This is a genomic window from Vibrio chagasii, assembly GCF_002954585.1.
Lineage (GTDB): Bacteria > Pseudomonadota > Gammaproteobacteria > Enterobacterales > Vibrionaceae > Vibrio > Vibrio chagasii_A.
On record NZ_MSCI01000003.1, the window covers coordinates 85,967 to 112,944 of the forward strand.

Consider the following 26,978-nt stretch of genomic DNA (forward strand, 5'->3'; position numbering starts at 1 on the left):
GAGGACCGGAGTGGACGAACCTCTGGTGTTCGGGTTGTCATGCCAATGGCATTGCCCGGTAGCTAAGTTCGGAATCGATAACCGCTGAAAGCATCTAAGCGGGAAGCGAGCCCTGAGATGAGTTTTCCCTGACGCTTTAAGCGTCCTAAAGGGTTGTTCAAGACTAGAACGTTGATAGGCAGGGTGTGTAAGCGCTGTGAGGCGTTGAGCTAACCTGTACTAATTGCCCGTGAGGCTTAACCATACAACACCCAAGGGGTTTTGATGGACTCAAAAATACAAACGCTTGAATGAGTTTGAAGAGAACAGAAACAGCTTTCCGAATTTTAAAATTTGCTTGGCGACCATAGCATTGTGGACCCACCTGATTCCATGCCGAACTCAGAAGTGAAACACAATAGCGCCGATGGTAGTGTGGGGCTTCCCCATGTGAGAGTAGGACATCGCCAGGCTTTGATTTCATTATTTGCTATGAAAATAACAACCTCAACAGTGTACTAATCTGTTGATGACAATTTGTTGGAGGGATGGCTGAGTGGTCGAAAGCACCGGTCTTGAAAACCGGCAACCGTTAATAGCGGTTCTAGGGTTCAAATCCCTATCCCTCCACCACCATTAGAAAAGCCCGCTGAGAAATCAGCGGGCTTTTCTCTTATCTGCGATATATAAATAAAAAAGGGAAGAGCACTAACGTGCTCTTCCCTTCTTAGTATTGAAAGCCGTGACAACTAGTCAGCCAAATACTTACCTTCTGCGACTTGCCAGAACGCTCGAATTAGAGGGTTATCTAGCTGTGCTCGCTTACAACATACGCCTAACTCAAATGGCTTGATGGGCTCTATCTTTAAGCGGCTAACTTTATCTCTTACTGGACTGTTGTTAATCACCACATCCGGTGCGATGCCAACACCACACCCTAGCGCTACCATACTTACAATTGCCTCATGACCTGACACTTGTGCATAAATGTTGGGTTTAATCTTCATCTTCTTGAACCATGCATTGGCTCGTTCACGCGCTGTACCCGCTTCAGGGATGATAAAAGGCACTTCATTCCAGTTTGGCTTGTCGGATTGTAGTTGTTGACCAAAACTACTGACGCCAGATGGGATGATGACTGATAGTGGTATATCACTAATGGTTTCGAATTCTAATCTTGAAGGAAGGATGTCTGGTTTCGCTGAAATCGCGATATCCGCTTCGTCATTTAATATTTTATCGATAGATTGAGCTGGATCGCCCGTCGAGAGCTTGAACTCAATATATGGATGAATAGCTCTGAACTCGGTAATTAATTCAGGAAGATGGCTATAGCTTGCAGTCACGGAGCAAAATATCCTGATCTCACCCTTTAACTCTTGTTCACCACCTTTTAGGTGAAGGTTATATTGCTGCCACTCTCCAACAATACTCAACGCTACTGGCAATAGGTGTTTTCCTGCTGGAGTGAGATCAACGCTTCGGTTGTCCCTAATAAGCAGTTCCTGTCCTGTTTCTTCCTCAAGCTTTTGTACCTGACGGCTCAGTGCTGAAGGGCTGACATGCATAGCTGCAGCGGTTTTGCTGAAACTCTTGCTATCACATAAATGTATAAATAATTGTAGAGATTTTATGTTCATGTTCTGTGATCGTTTCCATCTTGCATTTATTGCAATAACTAATTGTGAATATATCACTTTCAGCAACGGAGTGTCTGCTTTAGTATGAAGTCATTCGATAGAGAGATATCGACCTTACGGACTTATTTTTAAAGGAGTGCCTCAAATGGCTAACTATTTCAATACATTAAACCTTCGTGAACAACTAGACCAACTAGGTCGTTGCCGCTTCATGGATCGTGAAGAATTTGCGACAGAAGCTGAATACCTTGAAGGCAAGAAAATCGTAATTGTTGGTTGTGGTGCTCAAGGCCTTAACCAAGGTCTAAACATGCGTGATTCAGGCCTAAACGTAGCTTACGCTCTACGCCAGGCTGCGATTGACGAGCAACGTCAGTCTTACAAAAACGCAAAAGAGAACGGTTTTGAAGTAGATAGCTACGAGAAGCTAATTCCTGAAGCGGATCTAGTAATCAACCTAACTCCAGACAAACAACACACTAATGTAGTTGAAACAGTAATGCCTCTAATGAAAGAGGGCGCTGCACTAGGTTACTCACACGGCTTTAACGTAGTTGAAGAAGGCATGCAAATCCGTAAAGACCTAACGGTTGTAATGGTTGCACCTAAGTGTCCAGGTACTGAAGTTCGTGAAGAATACAAACGTGGTTTCGGTGTTCCAACACTGATCGCTGTTCACCCAGAGAATGACCCTAAAGGTGAAGGTTGGGACATTGCTAAAGCTTGGGCTGCTGGTACTGGTGGTCACCGTGCAGGTTGTCTAGAATCTTCTTTCGTTGCTGAAGTTAAATCTGACCTTATGGGGGAGCAAACTATCCTTTGTGGCATGCTACAAGCTGGTTCTATCGTGTCTTACGAGAAGATGGTTGCTGACGGTATCGACCCAAGCTACGCAGGTAAGCTTCTACAATATGGTTGGGAAACCATCACTGAAGCGCTTAAGTTTGGTGGCGTAACTCACATGATGGACCGTCTATCTAACCCAGCTAAAATCAAAGCATTTGAGCTTTCTGAAGAGCTAAAAGACCTAATGCGTCCGCTTTACAACAAGCACATGGACGACATCATCCAAGGCGAATTCTCTAGCACTATGATGGCTGACTGGGCGAACGACGATGCGAACCTACTAGGCTGGCGTGAAGAGACAGGCGAAACAGCATTCGAAAACTACCCAGCTTCTGATGTAGAAATTTCTGAGCAAGAGTACTTCGATAACGGCATCCTACTTGTTGCTATGGTTCGTGCGGGTGTTGAGCTAGCATTCGAAGCAATGACAGCATCTGGCATCATCGATGAGTCTGCATACTACGAGTCTCTACATGAGCTTCCACTAATCGCGAACACGGTTGCTCGTAAGCGCCTATACGAAATGAACGTTGTAATCTCTGATACTGCTGAATACGGAAACTACTTGTTCGCTAACGTTGCAACACCACTACTACGTGAGAAGTTCATGCCTTCAGTAGCAACAGACGTAATCGGTCGCGGTTTAGGTGAAACATCTAACCAAGTAGATAACGCTCGTCTAATTGAAGTGAACGAAGCTATCCGTAACCACCCAGTTGAGTACATCGGTGAAGAGCTACGTAGCTACATGAGCGACATGAAGCGCATCGCAGTAGGTGGCTAATCTCTTAACTCGATAACATCGAACAAATTTCAAGATCTCCAAAAACTGGAGTCATAAATAAAAACACAACATCTAATTAAAAGGCTTGGTCGCCGTTGACCAAGCCTTTTTTTGTTTATTGGGAAGATGTGTCGCGACTCGGAGTGTTGTTAGGAGTCTAGATCGAAAAACTCGAGTGCATAAAAAAGGGCTGACGTTTTCACGTCAGCCCTCTTATCTTTGCTCGCTTGAGTGCTTACTTGTCTGCAAGCTTAGCTTCTAGCTCTGCAAGCTTTTGTTCCATTTCAGTCAGCTTTTGACGAGTGCGCAGTAGTACTTGAGTTTGAACATCAAACTCTTCACGGCTTACAACATCTAGTTTGTTTAGCTGGCCTTGGATAACTTGGCGAACTTTCTGGTCTACGTCTGAACCTAGTTCTTTCACTGGCTGAGGCATAGAGTCGTGGATCTGCTTAGCAATTTGCTCTAGTTTTTTTGGATCAAACATATCGATTAAAACTCCTGACTATTTATCACTATTCTATTTAATCACACCTAAGATGTCGCCTATCGCGTATAAAAAAAGGCCACCGAAGTAGCCTTTTTGATTGTTTTACGACTTAGCGATTACTTGTTGTCTGCTAATTCTCTGTGCGCTGCTTTTGCTTCATCGACGCGAGCTAGTTTTTCTAGGTCTTTGTCTTCAACAAACACAGGAAGAGGCTTGTGTTTTTCAGCTAGGTAGCTGTAAATCACAGGTAGTACAAACAGCGTAAAGATAGTACCAATCGCCAGACCAGCAACGATTACGATACCGATACTAAAGCGCTGAGCTGCACCTGCACCACTTGCGTACATCAGTGGGATTAGACCCGCGATCATCGCAGCTGTTGTCATCAGAATTGGACGAAGACGAACCTTCGCTGCTTCCATTACTGCTTCAATACGTGTCTTGTGGTGATGTAGCTGTTCTTCTTTCGCTACCTCACAGATCAAGATACCGTGCTTGGTAATCAGGCCGACCAGCGTGATTAAACCTACTTGTGAGTAGATGTTCATCGTTGCCGCACCCCAAGCTAGAGCAATTAGGGCACCACAGATCGCCAGTGGTACAGATACCATGATAACCAGTGGATCTTTTAGAGATTCGAACTGAATCGCCAGTACCAAGAAGATGATTGCTAGCGCCAGACCAAAGGTTGCGTAAAGTGCGCTACCTTCTGTTACGTATTGACGAGCTTCACCCATGTAATCGTGGTTGTAGCCACTTGGTAGCTTGTTCGTTGCCGTATCTTCAAACCATGCAATCGCATCACCCATCGCCGCGCCAGGAGCTGGTACTGCACCAATCGTTGCTGAGTTCAATTGGTTGAAGTGAGGAAGAGAGCGAGGCTCTGCCACAACATCAATCGTAATTAAACTGCCCAGTGGCACCGCTTTACCATCCGCAGCACGTACATAGTAGTTATTCATCGATTCAGGGTTCAAACGGAACTTACGTTCTACTTGAGGGATAACCTCATAAGAACGACCGTTTAAGTCGATACGGTTTACGTAGCCATCAGACATCATAGTACCAAGTGTGATACCAATATCTTGCATGGTCACACCGTATGCGCCCGCTTTGTCTTTATCGATGTGCACTTTCATCGTTGCTGAGTCGTAGTTCAGATCAAGATCTGAGTATACGAACAGTGGGTTCGATGCTACATCAGCCAAGATGTCAGTAGTGATTTGGAACAAGCTTTCAAAACTGTTTGGTGTTGTAATAACAAACTGAATTGGAAGGCCTGAACCGGCACCTGGAAGTTCAGGCATTTGGAAAGCCGTTACTGACATTCCTGGTACGTCTTTTACTAGCTCACCTACGCGGTTAGTCACTGCTGACTGGCTTTCCTTACGTTCACTCCATGGAACCATAGATGCGATACCAAACGCTTGGTTTGCATTTGGCACACCAGTAAACACCTGTGCGTACGCCACTTCTGGCTGATCAGACAGAATCGTGTTTACGTCGTTCATGGTATTTTGCATGAAGTCTAAGTTTGCGTTTGATGGTGCTGTACCCATCAGCATGACTACACCTTTATCTTCAGAAGGTGCTAACTCACTTGGGATAAACTTAAACAGCATCGGTAAGCTGGCAAATACGATAACCGCAAAACCAATGAATACTGGGCGATGGTTCATTACCGCACCAAGCATACGCTCGTAACGGTTAGTCATACCATCCAGTACGCTATGTACCTTTTGTTCAAACTTGCTTGGCTCAGCATGAGCTTTCAGCATTTTTGAACACATCATTGGCGACAGCGTTAATGCCACGATACCGGATACAAATACCGAACCTGCTAGGGTTAATGCAAACTCTTTAAATAGCGAGCCTGTGATACCACCCATCATCGCGATAGGAGCGTATACCGCGCCTAGCGTTAGTGTCATTGCAATAACGGGTACCGCAATTTCACGAGTACCGATGATTGCAGCACGGAAAGGGGACTCCCCGAGCTTGATATGTCGGTCGACGTTCTCTAGTACTACGATCGCATCATCTACTACCAGACCGATAGCGAGTACCATTGCCAGTAGCGTCATCAGGTTCCAAGAGAAGCCCATTGCCTGCATTACCATTGCCACACCAATCAAAGACAGTGGGATAGTAACGATAGGGATAAGAACCGCACGGAACGAACCAAGGAACAAGGTAATTACAACCAGTACGATTAATGCTGCTTCAAGGATGGTCTTGATAACCTCTTGAATCGACTCGTTAATCGCAATCGTTGAGTCGTACATTACGTTCATTGAGATGTTGCTTGGTAGGTTCTTCTCTAGCTGAGGAAGAAGCTCAAGAACATCGGCTGCAATGTTGATCGGGTTAGCACTTGGTGCCGCGTTAATCGCTGCAACAACCGCTTCCTGACCGTTCGCACTTGCACGGTACACATCGTGGCTTTTCTCTAGAGAAACCTTAGCAATGTCAGATAGACGGATGATTTCGCCTTCACCGCTTCGCACTACAAGATTCTCTAGTTCTTCAACGTTAGATACTTGGGTATCAGCACTGCCGTTGTAGAGAACGAACTCACCCGTTGCCTGACCAGTTGCCGATTGGTAGTTGTTGGCATTCAGTACCGACATCACATCGCTAGCGGTTAGATTAACTGCAGCCATTTTTGACGGGTCTAGCCACACGCGTAGTGCGTATTTCATACCACCGTATAGATCAACTTTCGATACACCGTTTACCGTAAATAGCTGCGGGTTGATTACACGCTCTAGATAATCGGTAATTTGGCTCGATACCAACTCATCACTAGTAAAACCAATGTAGAGTACCGCTGTCGTTGAACCGGTCGACATGGTTACGGTTGGATCTTCCGCTTCTCTTGGAAGCTGAGAACGAACCGAGTTTGTCTTGGCCAGTATGTCAGATAGCGCTGCATTCGGGTCGGTGTTCAACTTCATGTTAACGGTAATCGTAGAGCTACCGAGTACAGAAGATGAAGTCATATAATCGATGTTATCCGCTTGTGCCACAGCCTGTTCGAGGGGCTGGGTGATAAAGCCTTGAATAAGATCGGCACTTGCACCGTAGTAACTCGTGGTCACTGTTACGACGGTATTCGTCATTTCAGGGTATTCACGCACCTGCATTTTGAAGATTGCTTGTAAGCCAAGCAGAGCAATCAAAAAGCTGATGGATACCGCTAGAACTGGACGTTTAATAAAAACATCAGTAAAGCGCATTATGCCTCCAGTTACAGCTTAGGTGTTTCAGTTGGTGGTGTGATTGCATCACTTTCCACAACCTTAACTTTGGCACCGTTACTTAGACGTACTTGGCCAGAAGTCACAACGGTATCGCCAGCTTTCACACCTTCAAGGATGTGTGCAATATCAGCGGTACGCTCACCAACTTTTACAACATGTTGAGTAACGCGTTGAACACCGTCTTCTTCATTCAGGATGTAAACATTGTCACCGTATAGAGTGAAAGTAATCGCTGTTTGAGGCAGGGTTACTTGGTTCTCTAGTTTAGGCAGAATGATGTTAGCGCGAGCAAACATACCGCTACGAAGCTTGCCATCATTGTTTGGAATGTCTGCTTGAACTTGAATAAGACCGCTTTGTACGCTTACTGCTGGCTCAATAGCACTGATTGATCCTTCAAATGGGATTTCAGGGTAAGCGTCAACGAAGATATCAACCGCTTGACCCACACTGATGCGAGAGATGTCAGTTTGAGATACTGTGAAGCGTAGGCGCATTACACTGGTGTCTTCTAGACGAACGATATCTGTACCTGATTGTAGGTACTGGCCTAGGTAAACGTTACGGATACCAACGGTGCCATCGAATGGTGCGCGAATTTCACGACGATCGATAGACGCTTTTAAGCTCTCAATATCAGCCGAAAGAGAGAAGTAGTTTGCTTCTGCTTCGTCATAAGCTTCCTTAGAGATAGACCCTTTTTTGAATAGGCCTTGGTAACGCTTGTACTTCGCTTTTGCAGCAGGTAAGCGCGCTTCAGAACTTTTCAAATTCGCTTTCTCAACATCAGAATCTAAACGAACAAGTTGCTGACCGTTTTTAACTTCAGTGCCCGAATCGAAAGAAATTTGGTCGATTACACCACTGGTTTCATTCGCTAGAGTGACACCTTGGTTTGGTTCGATGAAGCCGATAGCTTCAATCACCGGAACCCAGTCGATCGGCTGAACTTCAGTAACGGTGACAGGAAACTCTGGTTCAGGGCGATTTGCCAAGTATTCCGCTATTTTTTGTTGCTTGAACATGTTAAACCCAATAACGCTGCCGAAAAGTAATACAGCGATGAGTAACATGAAGAAAGTCCACTTTTTCATTATGGTCAAAACTCCGATCTAGTGTGTAATTATTGCGTCCCAACTGGCTTCTATTGCTGCTTCTAATGCGGCCTCATCCATTTGGTAAAATCCTAAAGAATGCTTTCGCGCTAGAGAAACACTAGCCGCTAAGCTCAACCCGCTTAATACTTCGTTATGAAGCGGTTTAAACAACCCTTGCTCTTTCCCCTCATTAAATAGCTGCTCAACTTGGTCAAACATTTTCCGTTCAAGTTCCCTGAAGTTTAGGCTATTTGTGATGGGTAGAGCCTCATACTGGACCCGATTTTTAATCGCAGCCAAGTTCGTTCCTGCTAAGTTCCATATGTTAAGCCACATGGTTCTATAGCGTTGCTTGATTGGATCTGAATCGTTCACGCCTTCTTGAACAGCATCAGCTACTCGTTGAGTTACGAGTACACAAACATCAGCAATCAAGTGTTCTTTATCGTCGAAGTAGCGATATATCGTCCCCGCAGCGACTCCAGCTTCCTTTGCAAGCTTTTGCATCGACAGACCTTGAAAACCGACGTCAGCAATCAGTTTTTCTGCAGCAGAAAGTATTTGCTGGCGTTTGTCCCTATGTGTATGAATTGTCATATACTTATCACCCCAGCGAATGAACGTTCATTCATTATAGCCTAATAACTAGACTTATGTGTAACCCCCTTTTGTATGAATGATGTAAATTCTTCAATAGGAGAACGTAGCATTCGTGATGTTGCAGCATTACTATAGGCACGCGACTAATTTGACCTTGTAAAAACAGATAGAGAACCAAATGAAACTGAACCCCAGACAAGATGAAGCCGTGAAGTATGTTTCAGGACCCTGTTTAGTATTAGCAGGCGCTGGATCAGGCAAAACACGTGTTATCACCAATAAGATTGCTTATTTGGTTCAGGAGTGTGGCTACAAGGCGCGTAACATCGCGGCTGTGACCTTTACCAATAAAGCTGCGCGTGAGATGAAGGAGCGTGTTGGGCAAACCTTAGGTAAAGGTGAAGCGAAAGGACTTATCGTTTCGACGTTCCATACTATGGGCCTAACCATTATTCGTCGCGAGTACAAAGCGCTGGGCCTAAAAGCGGGCTTCTCTCTATTTGATGACCAAGACCAGTTAGCCCTATTAAAAGAGCTAACTGAAAGACAAATCGATGGCGACAAGGATTTACTGCGTGCATTGATGAGTGCAATTTCGAATTGGAAGAATGACATGCTGACGCCAGACCAGGCGAAAGCGCGCGCTCAAGGAGAGCAAGAGCAGCTATTTGCGTTCTGCTTCGAGATGTATCAAAAACAGATGAAGGCCTACAACGCCCTCGACTTTGATGACTTGATTGCACTGCCAGTACAATTACTCAAAACCAATCAAGAAGTGCGTGAACGTTGGCAGTCGCGTATTCGTTATCTACTTGTGGACGAATACCAAGATACCAACACTAGCCAGTACGAATTGGTTCGCTTACTGGTTGGGGAGCGTGGGCGTTTGACGGTAGTAGGTGACGATGACCAATCTATTTACTCATGGCGTGGTGCGAAACCGCAAAACTTAGTGTTGCTGGGTGAGGACTATCCAAACCTTCGCTTAATTAAGCTGGAGCAAAACTACCGCTCAACCAGTCGAATCTTGCGTGCAGCGAACATCCTGATCGCCAACAATCCGCACGTATATGAGAAGTCTCTATTCTCTGAGATCCCAGACGGCGAAAAGCTTAAGGTATTGAATGCCAAGAACGAGGAGCATGAGGCTGAGCGTATTACTGGTGAGATCATCGCACACAAGTTTTTGAACCGTACTGAGTATAAAGATTACGCGGTGCTTTACCGTGGTAACCACCAATCGCGCTTAATTGAAAAAGCGTTGATGCAGAACCGTGTGCCTTACAAGATCTCTGGCGGTACCTCGTTCTTCGCTAGAGCGGAAATTAAAGACATCATGGCTTACTTGCGTGTGTTGGTGAACCCTGATGATGACAACGCCTTCCTACGTATTGTAAACACGCCGCGCCGTGAGATAGGCCCGGTTACGCTAGAGAAGTTAGGTAGCTACGCCAATATGCGAGGCAAGAGCTTGTTTGAGGCCAGCTTTGAGATGGGCTTAGAGCAAACCCTAACAGGCAGAGGCTTGGAGAACCTGCGTCGATTCACGGATTGGATTGTTCGTATCTCGGATAACGCCGAGCGTGGCAATACTGTGGATGCGGTTCGTGCTTTAGTTCGTGATATTAACTACGAAGACTGGTTATACGAAACCTCAGCAAGTCCGAAAGCGGCAGAGATGCGTATGAAAAACGTATCTGATCTCTACAGCTGGATTGTGGCTGACTTAGAAGGCGACAATTACGATAAAGAAGAGAAATCGCTACGTGAGGTTGTACAGCGCTTAACCCTGCGCGACATGATGGAACGAGGTGAAGACGATGACGATGCTGACCAAGTACAGTTAATGACACTACACGCATCGAAAGGCTTGGAGTTCCCATATGTGTATTTGATGGGAACAGAAGAGGGCATCTTGCCGCACCAAACCAGTGTTGATGAAGGTAACGTTGAGGAAGAGCGTCGCCTGATGTATGTGGGTATTACTCGAGCGCAGAAAGAGCTGACTTTTACTAAGTGTCGTGAACGTCGTCAGTTTGGTGAGTTAATTAAGCCAACACAGAGTCGTTTTCTTGATGAATTGCCGCATGATGATGTGGAATGGGAAAGCGTCAAGAAGCCACTGTCTGCTGAAGAGCGAATGGAGAAAGGGCAGGCGCACATTGCCAATATTCGAGCGATGTTCAATAAGAAGTAATGTTCTGCTTTATATAGCACTATATAGAAGACAATAAAAAAGGTGACCTGATGGTCACCTTTTTTGAATTTGGCATTTTTAACTATAGATCGGCAAATTACAGACCAGCAATCATGTGCTCGATAGCATCTTTGATTTCGTCGTCTGAACAGTCCATACATGAACCTTTTGCTGGCATCGCGTTGAAGCCGTTGATTGCGTGGTCAGCTAGAACATCGCGACCTTGAGCAATACGAGGACCCCAGTCACCAGCATCACCTGTTTTAGGTGCGCCACTTACGCCAGATGCGTGACAAGCTATACAAAAGGTACCATAAACTGTTGCGCCATCACGAGGGCCTGTTGGTTCAGCGGCTACTGGCTCACTGCCGACTAGGTATACTTGACCAACTGGTTTGATGCGCTCAGCAATTGCATCTTGCTCTGCTTCACTTAGGCCTGAAGCCATTGCACCAGTTGAGAAGGTTAAAACTGCGATGACAACGCTTAAAATTCGACGAGACATATCCATTAAACTCACTTTACATTCCCAAGGTAAGTACATGCTTACCAAATTATAGTGTTGGAGGGGGTGTTTTGGCTTTAACCAGTAAAGAGCAACTGTTAAACCAATGTAAATAATGGGTGATTATATCCCGATAAGTTGTTGCAATAAACAACAACTTATAAGCTGTGGCGGGTTGTAGTACTCAAATAAGGGGTTTATCACATATTAACTGTCGAAAAAGAGACCAAACAGAAAAAAAAGTTAAAAAAGTACTAGACGGCATTGGGTGATATACGTATTATTCCACTCCGCCGACAGGGCATGCGCCTGTAGCTCAGCTGGATAGAGCGTTGGCCTCCGGAGCCAAAGGCCGAAGGTTCGAATCCTTTCAGGCGCGCCATCCGGTCACTTACTTCGGTAAGCGAGAAATTGGCAGAAAAAGAAATTATGGTGGCTATAGCTCAGTTGGTAGAGCCCTGGATTGTGATTCCGGTGGTCGCGAGTTCGAATCTCGTTAGCCACCCCATTCTTTCTTTACAAATTATCGGTAGCTTCGGCTTCCAGTGTTGATTCACTATCCCAAGAATCGATACAAAACTAGTCGGTGAATAGCGCAGCTTGGTAGCGCATCTGGTTTGGGACCAGAGGGTCGGGGGTTCGAATCCCTCTTCACCGACCACTATTTCAATAATCGCTTGTTAAGCGGTTATACAAAAAGATTAGTGGTGGCTATAGCTCAGTTGGTAGAGCCCTGGATTGTGATTCCGGTGGTCGCGAGTTCGAATCTCGTTAGCCACCCCATTAATTTTGTCGGTGAATAGCGCAGCTTGGTAGCGCATCTGGTTTGGGACCAGAGGGTCGGGGGTTCGAATCCCTCTTCACCGACCACTATAAGAAAGCCTCGTCAGAAATGACGAGGCTTTTTTTCGTTTGGTGTTTAGAGTATTTGTGCCCAGAAGGCTGTTGGCTTGAGAGCTAACCCGATCGAACCTACTATAAATAGCCTTAACTAGCCGTCCGTGCCATAAATGCGGTACAAGAAAAATAACCTCTTCGAAGTGTCACGCGTTCAATGTGACTGCTCTTCTCCACACAAAACCACAATTCATTAAACCGGTCGATCTATATCTAATTTTATATAATTTAATGGCTAATAAATTCGACAGATTGATAGGTTTGATCTAAGGACTTTTACGAAAAATGAAACCTAACCCCAATACTGTCGATTAATGTCCGTATTTAGCATTTTTCCCCCTCTCAAATCGCCGAAAATTCCAACTAATTTATCCATCTGCTTGTTTTGTTATCTCATATTTGCCTAACCTATATTAATGGTTGTAAATATGGCTCACACAACCCTATTTAGTTGTTCTGTTTGATATAAATAGATAAATTAGATTATGTTTCTATAGTGTTAATTGTTTTTTGGAATAATTATTTGTTTTTGATGGTTGGTAGTGAGATCTGCTCTCAACCATGGCTTTAGCTTTACAAGTAAGTTGTGGCAAGGGTTTTGTGAGTGTTTATTACCACTAGTATAATGCTGTTTTTTCTTACTATATGCCTTTGTGGTGAATAGTTATGTGTTGGTTTTGCTTGTTAAGCGTTTAATGTCGACTTTTTATCCTATTTTTGTTGATTTTCTGTGAATTATTTGCCAAATTGTCAATCGTATAAAATATCAGAACAATATTCTGGTAAGAATGGATTCAATTTTGCAGACAGGGCAGAAAGCTGCCAAAGCAGTAGAGGTCTGGTAATGTCACTTTTAGAAGTAAAAAATCTTCGTATCGAATACCCATCTCGTCATGGAGTTCACGCCGCAGTTAAATCGCTTTCGTTCAATATTGAACGTGGTGAGATTGTTGGTGTTGTAGGCGAATCTGGTGCTGGTAAGTCAACGGTAGGTAACGCGGTTATCGATCTGTTGAGCCCTCCTGGTCGCATTGCTAGCGGCGAGGTATTTCTGGATGGCGAAAAAGTCTCTGGCTTATCTCCTGAACAGATGCGTTCTGTTCGCGGCTCAAAGATTGGTTTTATCTTCCAAGATCCAATGACGTCTCTTAACCCTCTATTCACCGTAGAACAGCAGTTAAAAGAAACGATTCACGCCAACATGAAGGTTTCTGATCAAGAAGCCTATGAACGCTCCCTCGACTTGATGAATCAAGTTGGTATCCCACAGCCAGAAAACCGCTTAAAACAGTATCCTCACCAATTCTCTGGCGGTATGCGTCAGCGTGTGGTTATAGCGATTGCATTGGCAGGTGAGCCTGACCTTATCATCGCAGATGAACCAACCACCGCACTGGATGTGTCTATCCAAGACCAAATCTTAGGTTTGATTCGCGATCTATGTATTAAGAAAAACGTAGGTTGTATGTTGGTAACGCACGACATGGGTGTGGTATCTAACGTAACCGATCGTGTAGCCGTAATGTATCGTGGTGACTTAGTTGAGTTTGGCCCAACTGCCAAAGTGCTTGGTACGCCAGAACACCCATACACACACAGCTTGATCTCTGCGGTTCCGCGTTCAGACCGTAAACTCGATCGTTTCCCACTGGTGAGCTACATCGAAGAAGCACACGAGATGGAACCACTTGATGTGAAAAATCACTGGTTGGGTCAAAGCCAAGATCACCGTGATTACACAGGCCCATTATTAAATGTTGAAAACGTAAACCTGCGTTTCACCACTAAAGATTCGTTCTTCGAGAGCCGCCGTGAGTACGTACAAGCGTCGAACAACGTTAGCTTTGAAGTGCATGAAGGTGAGACGTTTGGTTTGGTGGGTGAATCAGGCTCAGGTAAATCAACGATTGCTCGTGTAATTGCTGGTTTGTACGCGCCAAACTCGGGCAAGGTAACGTTTGAAGGCGTTGACCTGACTGGCCTGAAATCTGAAAAAGAGCGTCGCCCTATGCGTCGCCAAATGCAGATGGTTTTCCAAAACCCTTATACATCAATGAACCCTCGAATGAAGATATTCGACATCATTGCTGAACCTATTCGATTCCATAAGCTTACTCGCAACGAAAGCGAAACTCGTCAGATCGTTAATGACCTGCTAGAGCACGTTGGTTTAGGTAAAATGGCAGGGGTGAAGTACCCACACGAATTCTCAGGTGGTCAACGTCAGCGTATTTCTATCGCTCGCGCTTTGGCGACTCGCCCACGTCTTTTGATTTGTGATGAACCAACATCGGCACTGGATGTGTCGGTACAGGCTCAAATCCTCAACCTACTAAAAGATTTACAAGACGAGTTAAACCTAACCATGCTGTTCATTAGTCACGATTTACCGGTTATTCGCCAAATGTGTGACCGTGTTGGCGTGATGCAGATGGGGACACTATTGGAAGTTGCGCCTACAGAGCAGCTATTCCAATCACCTCAGCATGAATACAGCAAACAACTGATTTCTTTAATGCCTGAATTTACAGGTTTGAGAGAAGAAAAAGCAGTGGCACAAGCCGCGGTATAAAAGTCAGCAGGCTGGAGTTTAGCTTGCTAACAACAATAAACAGACGCAAATACAACAACTAGGGATCTGGATTCCCGCATGAAGGAGTTATGCAATGAAAACCATGAAAAGCAAATTAGCAGTAGCTTTGATGGCAGCTGGCCTAAGCTTTAGTGCAGCAGCAGCAGATATTACCGTTGGCTATGCAGCTGACCCTGTATCACTTGACCCGCACGAGCAGCTGTCTGGTGGTACACTGCAAATGTCTCACATGGTATTTGACCCTCTAGTACGTTTCACTCAAGAGATGGATTTCGAAGGCCGTCTAGCGACAAGCTGGGAGCGAATTGATAACGAGACTATGCGCTTCAATCTTCGTAAGGGAGTCAAATTCCACTCAGGAAATGCATTTACAGCTGATGATGTAGTTTGGACTTTCGAACGTTTGAAGTCTTCGGCAGATTTCAAAGGCATCTTTGGTCCTTTGGTATCTTTGACTAAGGTAGATGACTATACCGTTGAAGTTAAGACTGATGGTACGTATCCATTGATCGAAAATGTGGCGACCTATATTTTCCCAATGGACAGCAAGTTCTACTCTGGAAAAACTGCAGACGGAAAAGACAAATCTGAGTTGGTTAAGCATGGTAACTCCTTTGCATCAACCAATGAGTCTGGAACGGGTCCTTTTATCATCAAGTCTCGTGAACAGGGTGTTAAGGTTGAGTTTGAACGTTTCGCTGATTACTGGGATAGCGCTTCAAAAGGTAATGTCGACAAGCTTACGCTTGTGCCAATTAAGGAAGATGCAACGCGAGTCGCTGCTATTCTTTCCGGTGATGTTGATATGATCGCGCCTGTTGCACCAAATGATTACAAGCGAGTTAAAAATGCTGATGGTGTTGATTTATATACAATGCCTGGAACGCGTATTATTACCTTTCAAATGAACCAAAGCAGTAATGAGGCACTGAAAGATGTGCGCGTTCGTCAAGCGATTGTTTATGCGATTAACAACGAAGGTATCGTTAAAAAAATCATGAAAGGTGCGGCTACTGCAGCTGCGCAACAGAGCCCTGTGGGATACGCTGGCTATAACGAAGAACTAAAACCTCGCTATGATGTTAAAAAAGCAAAAGAGCTGATGAAAGAAGCGGGCTATGAAGATGGCTTTACGCTAACTATGATGGCACCAAATAATCGTTATGTGAACGATGCTAAGATTGCGCAAGCAGCGGCGGCAATGCTATCTAAGATTGGTATTAAAGTTGATCTTAAAACTATGCCTAAAGCGCAGTATTGGCCTGAGTTTGATAAGTGTGCTGCTGATATGATGATGATTGGTTGGCACCCTGATACTGAAGACTCTGCGAACTTCTCTGAATTCCTCACGATGACCCGTGATGAAGCTACAGGTAAAGGTCAGTATAACTGTGGTCACTACTCAAATTCTGAAATCGATAAAGTAGTTTTAGAAACGAATTCAGAAACTGATCTTGTTAAACGAAGTGCGATGCTGAAGCAAGTTGAAGCCGTCCTATATGATGAAGCTGCGTTCGTACCACTTCATTGGCAAGACCCTTCATGGGCAGCTAAGAGTAACGTTGAGATTGGTCCAATTATCAACGGCATGAACTTCCCTTACTTCGGTGATCTAGTTGTAAAATAACCTAGCTTGCTAGAATCGAGAGCCTGAAGCTTTCAGGCTCTCAAACTATTAAGAAATATATTTAAGTTTAGGTATTTGGTCTTCCTTCAGTCTGGCTAAATACCTTTTTTAAGACTGAATTTTTGTTATCTGGTCGCGGATTTTGATTAGATAATCATGGATAGATAAGGGGCAAGGAATGGTTACGTTTCTGGTCAAGCGCCTGTTTCAGGCACTGATAGTGATGTTTGTGATCAGTTTGGTGGCGTTTGCCATTCAGGATAACCTGGGCGACCCGTTGCGTGAGTTAGTCGGTCAATCTGTGTCAGAATCGGAGCGTCAAGCGCTGCGTGATGAACTCGGCTTAAATGATCCCTTCATTACAAAATACACTCGCTTTGTAGGCGCAGCTCTACAAGGTGATCTTGGTACTTCATATTTCTTTAAACGCCCTGCAGTGGACGTAATCTTAGATAAGCTGGTGGCGACGCTTGAACTTGTGTTTGGCGCTTCTCTGATCATCGTTTGTCTGTCGATTCCACTTGGCGTTTATTCAGCAATACACCCAAAAAGTTTCTTCACTAAGCTGGTGATGGCGGGCAGTAGTATCGGTATCTCTGTGCCTGTTTTCTTAACGGCAATCATGCTGATGTATGTCTTCTCAATTGAACTTGGCTGGCTGCCGTCGTTTGGCCGTGGTGAAACTGCAAACTGGTTTGGCTGGGAGTCTGGTTTCCTAACGCTAGATGGCCTTGCACACTTAGTTCTGCCAAGTATCGCGCTTGCGTCTATCATGCTACCGCTTTTCATTCGTCTGGTTCGTTCAGAGATGCTAGAAGTGCTGAGCTCTGAGTACATCAAGTTTGGTAAAGCGAAAGGTCTGGAACTGAACAAGATTTACTACCAGCACGCTCTGAAAAACACAATGCTACCTGTACTAACGGTAGGTGGTGTTCAGATTGGTACTATGGTGGCTTACACCATTCTTACTGAAACTGTATTCCAGTGGCCGGGCACCGGCTTCCTATTCCTTGAAGCGATTAACCGAGTGGATACACCACTGATTACCGCATACGTTATCTTCGTTGGTCTTATCTTCGTAGTAACGAACACCATTGTTGACCTGCTATACGGCATCATTAACCCAACAGTGAACATCACAGGGAAAGGAGCATAATCATGGAACAAACAACAACAGCTCCATCTCGTTGGGAGCGATTTAAGCAGTCAGACATTTTGTACTACTTCTTGCGTGACAAAGTGGCAATGTTCAGCTTTGCTGTTTTCACTGCTTTCTTAGTGATGGCATTGGCGGCACCTGTTCTAGCGCCAACAGACCCGTATGACGTGACGTCTATCGACATCATGGACTCTGAGCTACCACCGTCTTGGATGGAAGATGGCGAAGAGCGTTTCCTACTGGGTACGGATGAACAGGGTCGTGACATTCTATCGACCATGCTTTACGGTTCTCGCTTATCACTGACGATTGGTTTCCTAGCCGTTGGTCTACAGCTGACCCTAGGTATCATCATTGGTCTATCTGCGGGTTACTTCGGTGGTCGTATCGATAGCTTCTTGATGCGTTTTGCTGATGTTCAGCTCTCGTTCTCCACCATGATGGTTGCGATCATTGTCTCGGCTATCTTTAAGGCGAGCTTCGGTAGTGACTTCTACGCGCAATATGCGGTAGTGATGCTGGTGGTGATCATCGGTATTGCTGAATGGCCGCAGTATGCTCGTACGATTCGTGCATCGGTATTGGCTGAGAAGAAGAAAGAGTATGTAGAAGCAGCACGCGTGATGGGCTTCAGAGCTCCGCGCATCATGTTCCGTCATATTCTACCAAACTGTTTATCGCCAATTTTGGTTATCTCTACGGTACAGGTGGCAAATGCCATCATGTCAGAAGCGGCACTTTCTTTCCTAGGTTTGGGCCTACCGGTAGACCAACCGTCACTAGGTGCACTAATCAGTACTGGTTTTAACTACATTTTCTCTGGTGCGTGGTGGATTACAGCCTTCCCTGGTGTCGTATTGGTGACGCTAGTACTGGTGATCAACCTACTGGGTGACTGGTTACGTGACGTGTTTAACCCTAAAATTTATAAAGGGTGATAGCTTGGTTTGATTTTTAGTAAAAAAAATCACTAAACTAAGAGCCGTAAGCAATTACGGCTCTTTTTTTGCTTAATGGATCTTGAACTAAGTATCATTGATAGTGTCAATAATACTTAAAATGGAATTCGTGTTTTATCGACATTAATTCGGTAACAATTAACCCGTGAGGGTTTAAGTGGTGGTTATGAAATTGACAATGAATGATGTATGTCGCGCTGTGATTAGAAATTATCGTATTGGGCTTATTGCTGCATCCCTCTTGGTATCGAGCCAAGTCAATGCAGAATCGGTTTTATGTGATGCTACTCAGGCAAGTACTAATCAATTACCACAGCTAGAGCAATCATGTCCGATCGGTAAGGGTGTTTGGGGTAATAAAGCGCCTAAGCGTCATTCAGATAATGAGCTGTTTTGGGTTCAATGTGGCCTGCTGAACAAGCCTTTGTCACTGAGCCAAGCAAAACCTCTTTACGGCAAAATTTCGACCAACGTATGGATGAAACCTGAGGGTGGTGATTATCGTTGTTTGATTGGTCCTTACTCTACATTTTCAGATGCGAGAAAAGATCTAGCTCAGGTTCGTAAGGTGCAAGGTTATGGCGAAGCCTTTATTCGTATGGTTGATAAGTCGCAGACCTCATCACAACCTATCGTGGCAAAAGCGGCCGAGCCTAAAGCAGCCGAGCCTAAAGCAGCAAAACCGACACCGGTTAAGGCGCCTGTAAAACCTGCAACTAAGCCTGCGGCGAAACCCGTAGCAGCCAAGCCAGCGGCAGCAGTGACGAGTGCGGCTGCCATTCAGGCACTGCCAAGTGGTGGCAAGAATTCAGATAACGATCTAGAAATTGAAGTTCGCGTGACGGCAAATGTTGCCGGTAGCCAATATGCGATCCCTTACTTGCTAGACCATGAGCAGCAGTTCTACATGGAGCAAGGTAAGCCTTGGAGTCGTTTGGATTATGGTAGTGCAGAGCTGGTATGTAATAAGATCAACATGAAGCTGATGACTGAAAAGCAATGGCAGAGCATCCTCGGCTCAAGAGTGATGGAAAACCAGAATTGGCCAATGCACCTACCTTATTGGGGAGCGGATAAGAAAGGCCTGTTCACCAATGGTAACGTAAACCAACTCAAAGGCTCTTCACTACTTAACGTGATGTGTGTGAAGTAACTCGTCGGATTGAAACCTTACTTAAGCCTCAGCGATTGCTGGGGCTTTGTTGTTTTTAGACCTTGTAATTCAGAGGCTAGGACACGTTGTTAAGCGACATATAGATAGCCGATGGCAGACACCTTCAAATGAATTTGATCAAAAAGCACTAAAAATTGCTCAAATAGTGCAGTTGATGCGTAGAAAACCATAACTCAGCAACAAGGTGATTGAGATTATGAGTTTGAAAAAACGATTAGAAGATGTGGCTCCTAGCTTCGAAGCTGGGGGGAAGTACGAAAAGCTCTACCCAGTGTATGAGGCATTTGCGACCATATTTTACACGCCAGGGAATGTGAACCGAGGTATAACTCATGTCCGAGATAGTATTGACCTAAAACGGATTATGATTCTGGTGTGGTTGGCCACTTTCCCCGCGATGTTTTGGGGGATGTACAACGTAGGCCATCAATCCGTGATGGGGTTAACGGCTACCTATTCCGGTGCCGAGCTGGCTTCTATCATCGATAGTAGTTGGCGCCTATCGTGGGCGTTTGGTGATACACAGTCGTTAGTAGCAAGCGGCTGGGGAAGCCAGATGTTTTTGGGAGCGCTCTACTTCTTACCTGTTTATGCCACCGTATTTGTGGTCGGGGGATTCTGGGAAGTTTTGTTTGCCGTTGTGCGAAAACACGAGGTGAATGAAGGCTTTTTTGTTAGTTCGGTATTGTTTGCACTTATTCTTCCGCCAACCATCCCGCTGTGGCAAGCCGCTTTAGGTATCACCTTTGGTATTGTCGTTGCCAAGGAGTTGTTCGGTGGCACAGGGCGAAACTTCCTCAATCCTGCACTGGCGGGGCGAGCGTTTCTTTACTTTGCTTACCCTGCCAACATGTCCGGTGGCTTGGTATGGGTTGCCGCTGACGGCTATTCAGGAGCGACACCGCTCAGCCAATGGTATGAAGGTGGTGGATCATCGCTTGTCAATAACATGACAGGTGAGGCAATTACTTGGATGGATGCCTTCATCGGAAACATTCCAGGCTCGATGGGCGAAGTGTCTTCACTGCTTATTATGCTGACCGGTGTGATTCTGATTGTCATGAAGATAGCGTCTTGGCGTATTGTGGCTGGTGTGATTGTTGGTCTTGTAGTGACGTCGAGTCTATTGAACTGGATTGGATCGGATACTAACTCAATGTTTTCGATGCCGTTTTACTGGCACTTTGTATTAGGTGGCGTCGCGTTTGGTACCTTCTTCATGGCTACCGATCCTGTATCTGCAGCGTTCACTAATAATAGTAAATGGGCCTACGGGCTCCTGATTGGCGTAATGACGGTCGGTATTCGAGTACTCAACCCTGCCTATCCAGAGGGCATCATGCTCGCAATCTTGTTTGCGAACCTGTTTGCTCCGTTATTTGATTTCATGGTGAAAGAACAGAATATTAAGCGTAGGCAAAAACGCATGGCGCGTTAATCTACCAAAGAAAAAGGCTTGCCGATGTGCAAGCCTTTCTATTGATAAAGAAACATAAAAGCCATTCAACTCCACTTCAAATCAATCTCGAATGGTTGTGTACTACCACAGTGCTCACCACACATCTCATCGTAAGCGCTGTTATGTATCAGCGTTGCTGACGATATGCCTTGATCACTAAAGTGGTCACGCGCTTGGTTGACACTCAAAAATTTCATCGGGTGCTGGTGGTCGTCTTTAATTAATCGCTTTTGCTCGCCAACGACTTGGTAAGCTAAGTAAATTCCGCCTTCAAATGATTCAATTAGTAGATTCATCACAAACTCCATTTTCTAGTTAGGTGGATATTTGTGTTACGTCGAATCGAGAACCAAGGTTCAAAGCGGGCATAAAAAAAGCAGTCCCAAGGACTGCTTTTTAAAAGTATCAAATAAAGGTGTTGATTAACGCATAGTAACGAATTCTTCGCTGCCTGTTGGGTGAATTGCCACAACAGAGTCGAAGTCTGCTTTGGTTGCGCCCATCTTCATTGCAACGCCGAAGCCTTGAATCATCTCATCAACCGTGAAGCCGATGCCGTGTAGACCAACGACAGTCTCTTCTTCGCCAGCACATACTAGTTTCATCTTACAAGGTTGACGGTGCTTGGTTACGGCTGTGTACATCGCAGTGAAGCCTGATGTATAAACCTTGATATTGTCTTTACCGTACTTCTCTTCAGCTTCTTGAGTCGTTAGACCGATTGTGCCGATAGGTGGGTGGCTGAATACAACAGTAGGAACTAGGTTGTAGTCCATTTTCGCGTTAGTTTGGCCGTTGAATAGGCGCTCAGAAAGCTGACGACCTGCTTTAACCGCTACAGGAGTTAGCTCGATACCGCCTTCCATGATGTCACCCACACAGTAGATGCCAGGAACGTTAGTCGCTTGGAATTCGTCTACCTTGATGTAGCCACGGTCGTTTGTCTCCACGCCCGTTGATGCTAGGTTGATAGCGTCAGTCGCTGGGTGACGGCCGATAGCCCAGATTAGGTGGTCAACGTTTTGAGTGTTGCCATTCTCTAGGTGTAGAGTCAGTGTGCCGTCCGCTTCTTTCACTACTTCTTTAGGCACAGAGTGCGTGTGAAGTGTTGGACCTTCTGCTTCCATTACCTCAACTAACGTCTCAACGATCATTGGGTCGAAGCTACGTAGCGGAGACTCTTTACGGCAGAATAGGTGTGTTTCTGTACCAAGTGCGCTTAGTACGCCTGCGATCTCAACTGCGATGTAGCCTGCACCGATAACCGCAACGCGTTTTGGTTGCTCCATTAGCTCGAAGAAGCCATTTGAATCGATGCCGTATTCTGCACCTGGGATGTTTGGAATCGTTGGACGACCACCTACCGCGATCAGGATGTGATCAGCTGTGTAGTGTACACCGTTTACTTCAACCGTCTTTTCGTCAACGAATTTAGCAAAACCTTTGATTACGTTTACTTTGTTGTTACCAAGTACGCGATCGTAAGATTGGTGGATACGACCGATGTACGCTTGGCGGTTCTCAATCAGTTTGCTCCAGTTGAAATTCTTCACTTCAACATCAAAGCCGTAGTCTTCAGAGTATAGGTTGATCGCTTCAGCGACTTGAGCGCCGTGCCACATTACCTTTTTAGGAACACAACCAACGTTTACACAAGTACCACCAAGGTCCTGAGCTTCGATAAGTGCAACTTTTGCACCGTGCATTGCCGCGCGGTTTGCTGATGCGATGCCGCCGCTGCCGCCACCGATACAGATGTAATCAAAATGAGTCGCCATTACTTTCTCCATTTATTGAGGGTTGTAGTCACAGTGAGCACACTGGATACCTACGTCCTATAGATTCTAAAATTGTCTAATTATTATATTGAGGGCAGATTGGTTGAACTCAATCTCCCTGTTTTAAATTTATTCGTCCACATCACAGTCTTTTGACTGCTCTTTGAGCTTCAATGTGGTATCGAGGTTACTCAGGTACGATCCACTCTACTTTGTAGTGACCGGTTGCTGGAGCAATTGCTTCCTTCAAGAATGGAAGAATCTCGTTCATTTGGCTTTCTAGTTTCCAGGGTGGGTTGATAACAATCATGCCTGATGCTGTCATGCCACGCTCGTTGGTGTCTGGTGATACACCAAGCTCGATCTGTAGAATCTTGTTGATGCCCAAGCTTTCTAAGCCTTCGATCATGTCTTCGATGTCACAACGGTTCACTACTGGGTACCAAATTGCGTAGATACCCGTTGCCCAGCGCTTATGGCTTTGAGCAATAGCTGTCACTACATCACGGTACTCTTTTGCAAGCTCGTACGGTGGGTCGATCAGTACTAAGCCGCGGCGCTCTTTGGGCGGCAGGCTTGCTTTTAGACGCTTAAAGCCATCTTCTTTGTAGATCGATACCTGACGATCACGGTGGAACTCTTGCTCAAGCAGCGGGTGGTCAGCTGGGTGAAGCTCGGTCAGTACCATGCGGTCCTGGTCACGTAGGTGGGCACGTGCAACACGTGGCGAGCCTGGGTAGTAGCGAAGCTTGTCACCGTTGTTTAGCGTTGAGATAGACTCAAGGTAGCTTTGAATGTCTTCAGGAAGATTTTGCTGTTCCCAGACGCGAGCGATACCTTGTTTGTATTCACCGGTTTTTTCAGACCATTCATGCGTTAAGTCGTAACGACCTACACCAGAGTGAGTGTCATGGTAAACAAAAGGCTTATCCTTCTGTTTCAAAGAATTAAGAATAAGGCTCTGTACGATATGCTTTACTACGTCGGCATGGTTACCTGCGTGGAAGCTGTGGCGATAACTTAACAAATTAAACTCTCGTAACACTCTCGTTTTAGAGTGTGGTTAGTGTAGGTGGGTTAATCTGATTATTATAACCCTCAATGGACCATAAATTCTCGAACAATTCAGGGACAGTCGTCAGCTATCTGCAGTTAGTTATTGGTTCTACTATTGAAATTTGCCTTTATGGGCACTATTTAATAACTATTCGCAGGTGATTTTTTAGGGCGCTGCTTAGCCTGATGACTGTAAGACGACCTCATTACAAAAAAGACGAAAGTCTCTAACGCCAAAGGAATGTTTATATGTCTAATCCGCTATTAACCTTCACGGACTTACCTTCGTTTTCACAAATCAAACCTGAGCATGTTAAGCCAGCGGTTGAGCAAGTGATTGAAGCGTGTCGCAACAAGATAGAACAAGTACTTGAAGGTAATACTTCACCAAGCTGGGACAACTTAGTTGCTCCAATTGAAGAAGTGGATGATCGTTTAGGCCGTGTTTGGTCACCAGTAAGCCACATGAACTCGGTTGTGAACAGCGACGAGCTGCGTGAAGCGTATGAAAGCTGTTTACCTCTGCTGTCTGAGTACGGCACCTGGGTTGGTCAACACAAAGGTCTGTTTGAAGCGTATAAAGCGATCAAGGCGAGCGAAGCGTTCTCTGGATTAAATCGTGCTCAACAAAAAACCATTACCGATGCACTGCGTGATTTCGAACTATCAGGCATTGGTTTACCCGCTGACGAGCAGCACCGCTATGGTGAGATCAGCAAGCGTCAGTCTGAGCTGGGCTCTCAATTCTCAAACAATGTACTTGATGCAACCATGGGTTGGAGCAAGCAGGTGACTGATGTTGCTGAATTGGCAGGCATGCCTGAATCAGCACTGGCTGCGGCAAAAGCGGCGGCAGAGGCTAAAGAGCAAGAAGGTTACCTACTGACTTTAGATATCCCATCGTACCTACCAGTAATGACTTACTGTGATAACCAAGAGCTGCGTAAAGAGCTGTACGAAGCTTACGTTACTCGCGCTTCAGACCGTGGTCCAAACGCTGGTAAGTGGGACAACACAGAGATCATCACCGAGCAGCTTAAATTGCGTCATGAGATCGCACGTATGCTTGGCTTTGGCACTTACAGCGAGAAATCTCTGGCAACCAAAATGGCAGAGACGCCAGATCAGGTTCTGGGCTTCTTGAATGATTTAGCGGTGAAAGCGAAGCCTCAAGGTGAGCGTGAAGTGGAAGAGCTGCGCCAGTTCGCTGAAAAAGAGTTTGGTGTGTCTGAGCTAGAGCTTTGGGATATCCCTTACTACAGCGAAAAACAGAAACAGCACCTATTCCAAATCTCAGATGAAGAGCTGCGCCCTTACTTCCCTGAATCGAAAGCGGTATCGGGTCTGTTTGAAGTACTGAATCGTGTATTCGGTATGACAGTGAAAGAGCGTGAAGGCGTCGACACATGGCATGAGTCGGTACGCTTCTTTGATATCTTTGATTCTAATAACACATTGCGTGGTAGCTTCTACCTAGATTTGTACGCTCGTGAACACAAGCGTGGCGGAGCATGGATGGACGACTGCCGTGGTCGTCGTATTACCGCTGCTGGTGAACTACAAACGCCAGTCGCTTACCTGACGTGTAACTTCAATAAACCGGTTGGCGACAAGCCGGCGTTGTTTACCCACGATGAAGTTGTGACTCTGTTCCACGAGTTTGGCCATGGTATCCACCATATGCTGACTCAAGTAGAAGCAGGCGCGGTTGCAGGTATCAATGGTGTGCCTTGGGATGCAGTTGAGTTGCCAAGTCAGTTCCTAGAAAACTGGTGTTGGGAAGAAGAAGCACTAGCATTCATTTCTGGTCACTTCGAAACAGGTGAAGCTTTACCAAAAGAGATGCTAGAGAAGATGCTAGCGGCGAAGAACTTCCAATCAGCGATGTTCATTTTACGCCAGCTAGAGTTCGGTCTGTTCGACTTTACGCTACACACTACTTACGATCCAGAAGTTGGTGCGCGCGTACTTGAAACACTGGCTGATGTGAAATCTAAAGTGGCGGTACTACCAAGCCTTGATTGGAACCGTTTCTCACACAGCTTCAGCCACATCTTCGCTGGTGGTTACAGCGCGGGTTACTACAGCTACCTATGGGCTGAAGTGCTATCGGCAGATGCGTTCTCAGCATTTGAAGAAGAGGGTATCTTCAACACTGAAACGGGTAATCGCTTCCTGAATAACATCCTAGAAATGGGTGGCAGTGAAGAGCCAATGGAGCTGTTCAAACGCTTCCGTGGTCGTGAGCCTCAAATCGACGCGATGCTGCGCCATGCAGGTATCAGCGCGTAATATTGTGCTGGTCAGAATGTAAAAAGAGCCTCCTTGTGAGGCTCTTTTTGTATCGGCTTATCAATCGATTATGGGTTCACATTACGATTGATTGGGTTTTGCAGTGAGATTAGCGTCTCGGTCGATTGCACCTCATCAATTGCCTGCAACTTATCGATCAAAACGAACTGCAGCTCTTCAATCGATTTACACATCAACTTAACGAAAATATTGTAGGCACCAGTGGTGTAGTAGGCTTCAACCACCTCATCTAGGGCATTCAGTTTAGCGATTGCCGAGTGGTAATCTTTGGCTGCATTCAGGTTGATGCCAATAAAGCAACATACGTCGTAACCTAGCTTTTTCGTGTTTACCACCACTTCGGTGCGCTCAATAATGTCGGCCGATCTCATTTTCTCGATACGGACGTGAATAGTCGCAGGGCTTACGTCAAACTGCTTGGCCATCTCGGCGTAAGGCGTACGAGCATCTTCCATTAAGGTTTTCAGAATGGCACGGTCTAGGTCATCGAGACGAGCGGTAGTTGTGGACATGCTTAACCCTTAGATTTAATGAAAATATATCGGCTAGAGTACATATCATA

At 45.5% G+C, this 26,978-nt stretch carries 19 protein-coding genes, 6 tRNA genes and 1 rRNA gene; 16 read left to right on the plus strand and 10 right to left on the minus strand.

Features of this window, described 5'->3' with window-relative positions; translation table 11 throughout:
• Nucleotides 1-336 precede the first annotated feature (336 nt).
• Nucleotides 337-452, plus strand: a 5S ribosomal RNA gene (gene rrf / locus BTO10_RS20270).
• A 69-nt stretch (nt 453-521) separates the two neighbouring features.
• Nucleotides 522-612, plus strand: a tRNA-Ser gene (locus BTO10_RS20275).
• Nucleotides 613-728: 116 nt separating this feature from the next.
• Here BTO10_RS20275 and ilvY read toward each other — a convergent pair.
• The gene (gene ilvY, locus BTO10_RS20280) at nt 729-1,619 is read right to left on the minus strand and encodes an HTH-type transcriptional activator IlvY (protein ID WP_032498796.1); all 891 of its coding nucleotides are present in this window, start codon (nt 1,617-1,619) and stop codon (nt 729-731) included.
• A 145-nt stretch (nt 1,620-1,764) separates the two neighbouring features.
• Between ilvY and ilvC the strand changes: the two genes are divergently transcribed.
• Nucleotides 1,765-3,249: a ketol-acid reductoisomerase gene (ilvC, locus tag BTO10_RS20285; RefSeq protein ID WP_105025662.1), complete on the plus strand. Its 1,485-nt coding sequence runs from the start codon at nt 1,765-1,767 to the stop codon at nt 3,247-3,249.
• Nucleotides 3,250-3,484: 235 nt separating this feature from the next.
• On the opposite strand, the gene ubiK is transcribed toward ilvC, so the two are convergent.
• The 4 genes from ubiK to BTO10_RS20305 form a co-directional block, all read right to left on the minus strand.
• Complete coding sequence (gene ubiK, locus BTO10_RS20290) at nt 3,485-3,736, minus strand: ubiquinone biosynthesis accessory factor UbiK (protein WP_004740921.1); 252 nt, start codon at nt 3,734-3,736, stop codon at nt 3,485-3,487.
• 119 nt (nt 3,737-3,855) lie between these two features.
• Nucleotides 3,856-6,978 (minus strand): multidrug efflux RND transporter permease subunit, encoded by a 3,123-nt coding sequence (locus BTO10_RS20295; RefSeq protein WP_004740923.1) that lies wholly within the window; start codon nt 6,976-6,978, stop codon nt 3,856-3,858.
• Nucleotides 6,979-6,989: 11 nt separating this feature from the next.
• Nucleotides 6,990-8,096 (minus strand): efflux RND transporter periplasmic adaptor subunit, encoded by a 1,107-nt coding sequence (locus BTO10_RS20300; RefSeq protein WP_004740924.1) that lies wholly within the window; start codon nt 8,094-8,096, stop codon nt 6,990-6,992.
• Between the two features lie 18 nt (nt 8,097-8,114).
• Nucleotides 8,115-8,696: a TetR/AcrR family transcriptional regulator gene (locus BTO10_RS20305; protein ID WP_004740926.1), complete on the minus strand. Its 582-nt coding sequence runs from the start codon at nt 8,694-8,696 to the stop codon at nt 8,115-8,117.
• A 181-nt stretch (nt 8,697-8,877) separates the two neighbouring features.
• On the opposite strand from BTO10_RS20305, the gene rep reads away from it, so the two are divergent.
• Nucleotides 8,878-10,896 carry a DNA helicase Rep gene (gene rep, locus BTO10_RS20310; protein WP_105025663.1) on the plus strand — a complete coding sequence of 673 codons (2,019 nt, stop codon included), beginning with the start codon at nt 8,878-8,880 and terminating at the stop codon, nt 10,894-10,896.
• Between the two features lie 97 nt (nt 10,897-10,993).
• Here the strand turns inward: rep and BTO10_RS20315 are convergent, their stop codons facing one another.
• Nucleotides 10,994-11,407, minus strand: coding sequence for a c-type cytochrome (locus BTO10_RS20315; RefSeq protein ID WP_004740929.1), 414 nt, complete (start codon nt 11,405-11,407; stop codon nt 10,994-10,996).
• A 299-nt stretch (nt 11,408-11,706) separates the two neighbouring features.
• Here BTO10_RS20315 and BTO10_RS20320 point away from each other — a divergent pair.
• The 11 genes from BTO10_RS20320 (at nt 11,707) to BTO10_RS20370 (ending at nt 21,248) form a co-directional block, all read left to right on the plus strand.
• Nucleotides 11,707-11,783, plus strand: a tRNA-Arg gene (locus BTO10_RS20320).
• Nucleotides 11,784-11,833: 50 nt separating this feature from the next.
• A tRNA-His gene (locus BTO10_RS20325) sits at nt 11,834-11,909 on the plus strand.
• 76 nt (nt 11,910-11,985) lie between these two features.
• A tRNA-Pro gene (locus BTO10_RS20330) sits at nt 11,986-12,062 on the plus strand.
• A gap of 46 nt (nt 12,063-12,108) precedes the next feature.
• Nucleotides 12,109-12,184: transfer RNA gene (locus BTO10_RS20335), tRNA-His, on the plus strand.
• A 10-nt stretch (nt 12,185-12,194) separates the two neighbouring features.
• Nucleotides 12,195-12,271 (plus strand) — tRNA-Pro (locus tag BTO10_RS20340).
• Between the two features lie 871 nt (nt 12,272-13,142).
• Nucleotides 13,143-14,870, plus strand: coding sequence for a dipeptide ABC transporter ATP-binding protein (locus BTO10_RS20345; protein ID WP_004740930.1), 1,728 nt, complete (start codon nt 13,143-13,145; stop codon nt 14,868-14,870).
• 94 nt (nt 14,871-14,964) lie between these two features.
• On the plus strand, nt 14,965-16,518 hold the full coding sequence (locus tag BTO10_RS20350) for an ABC transporter substrate-binding protein (protein WP_105025664.1): 1,554 nt from the start codon (nt 14,965-14,967) through the stop codon (nt 16,516-16,518).
• A 178-nt stretch (nt 16,519-16,696) separates the two neighbouring features.
• Nucleotides 16,697-17,674, plus strand: a complete 978-nt coding sequence (locus BTO10_RS20355; RefSeq protein ID WP_061033080.1) for an ABC transporter permease — start codon at nt 16,697-16,699, stop codon at nt 17,672-17,674.
• 2 nt (nt 17,675-17,676) lie between these two features.
• The gene (locus tag BTO10_RS20360; protein ID WP_004740935.1) at nt 17,677-18,615 is read left to right on the plus strand and encodes an ABC transporter permease; all 939 of its coding nucleotides are present in this window, start codon (nt 17,677-17,679) and stop codon (nt 18,613-18,615) included.
• Between the two features lie 187 nt (nt 18,616-18,802).
• Complete coding sequence (locus BTO10_RS20365) at nt 18,803-19,789, plus strand: SPOR domain-containing protein (RefSeq protein ID WP_105025665.1); 987 nt, start codon at nt 18,803-18,805, stop codon at nt 19,787-19,789.
• A 217-nt stretch (nt 19,790-20,006) separates the two neighbouring features.
• Nucleotides 20,007-21,248 carry an NADH:ubiquinone reductase (Na(+)-transporting) subunit B gene (locus BTO10_RS20370; RefSeq protein ID WP_105025666.1) on the plus strand — a complete coding sequence of 414 codons (1,242 nt, stop codon included), beginning with the start codon at nt 20,007-20,009 and terminating at the stop codon, nt 21,246-21,248.
• 65 nt (nt 21,249-21,313) lie between these two features.
• On the opposite strand, the gene BTO10_RS20375 is transcribed toward BTO10_RS20370, so the two are convergent.
• From BTO10_RS20375 to BTO10_RS20385, 3 genes are all read right to left on the minus strand, one after another.
• The gene (locus tag BTO10_RS20375; protein WP_004740941.1) at nt 21,314-21,565 is read right to left on the minus strand and encodes a DUF6482 family protein; all 252 of its coding nucleotides are present in this window, start codon (nt 21,563-21,565) and stop codon (nt 21,314-21,316) included.
• 126 nt (nt 21,566-21,691) lie between these two features.
• A complete protein-coding gene (gorA, locus tag BTO10_RS20380) occupies nt 21,692-23,047 on the minus strand; it encodes a glutathione-disulfide reductase (RefSeq protein ID WP_105025667.1) in 1,356 nt (451 codons plus the stop codon).
• Nucleotides 23,048-23,234: 187 nt separating this feature from the next.
• Complete coding sequence (locus BTO10_RS20385) at nt 23,235-24,074, minus strand: 23S rRNA (adenine(2030)-N(6))-methyltransferase RlmJ (protein ID WP_004740945.1); 840 nt, start codon at nt 24,072-24,074, stop codon at nt 23,235-23,237.
• A 278-nt stretch (nt 24,075-24,352) separates the two neighbouring features.
• Here BTO10_RS20385 and prlC point away from each other — a divergent pair, with 278 nt between their 5' ends.
• Nucleotides 24,353-26,395, plus strand: a complete 2,043-nt coding sequence (gene prlC / locus BTO10_RS20390) for an oligopeptidase A (protein WP_105025668.1) — start codon at nt 24,353-24,355, stop codon at nt 26,393-26,395.
• Between the two features lie 68 nt (nt 26,396-26,463).
• On the opposite strand, the gene asnC is transcribed toward prlC, so the two are convergent.
• Nucleotides 26,464-26,928: a transcriptional regulator AsnC gene (asnC, locus tag BTO10_RS20395; RefSeq protein ID WP_008218581.1), complete on the minus strand. Its 465-nt coding sequence runs from the start codon at nt 26,926-26,928 to the stop codon at nt 26,464-26,466.
• Nucleotides 26,929-26,978: the final 50 nt, after the last annotated feature.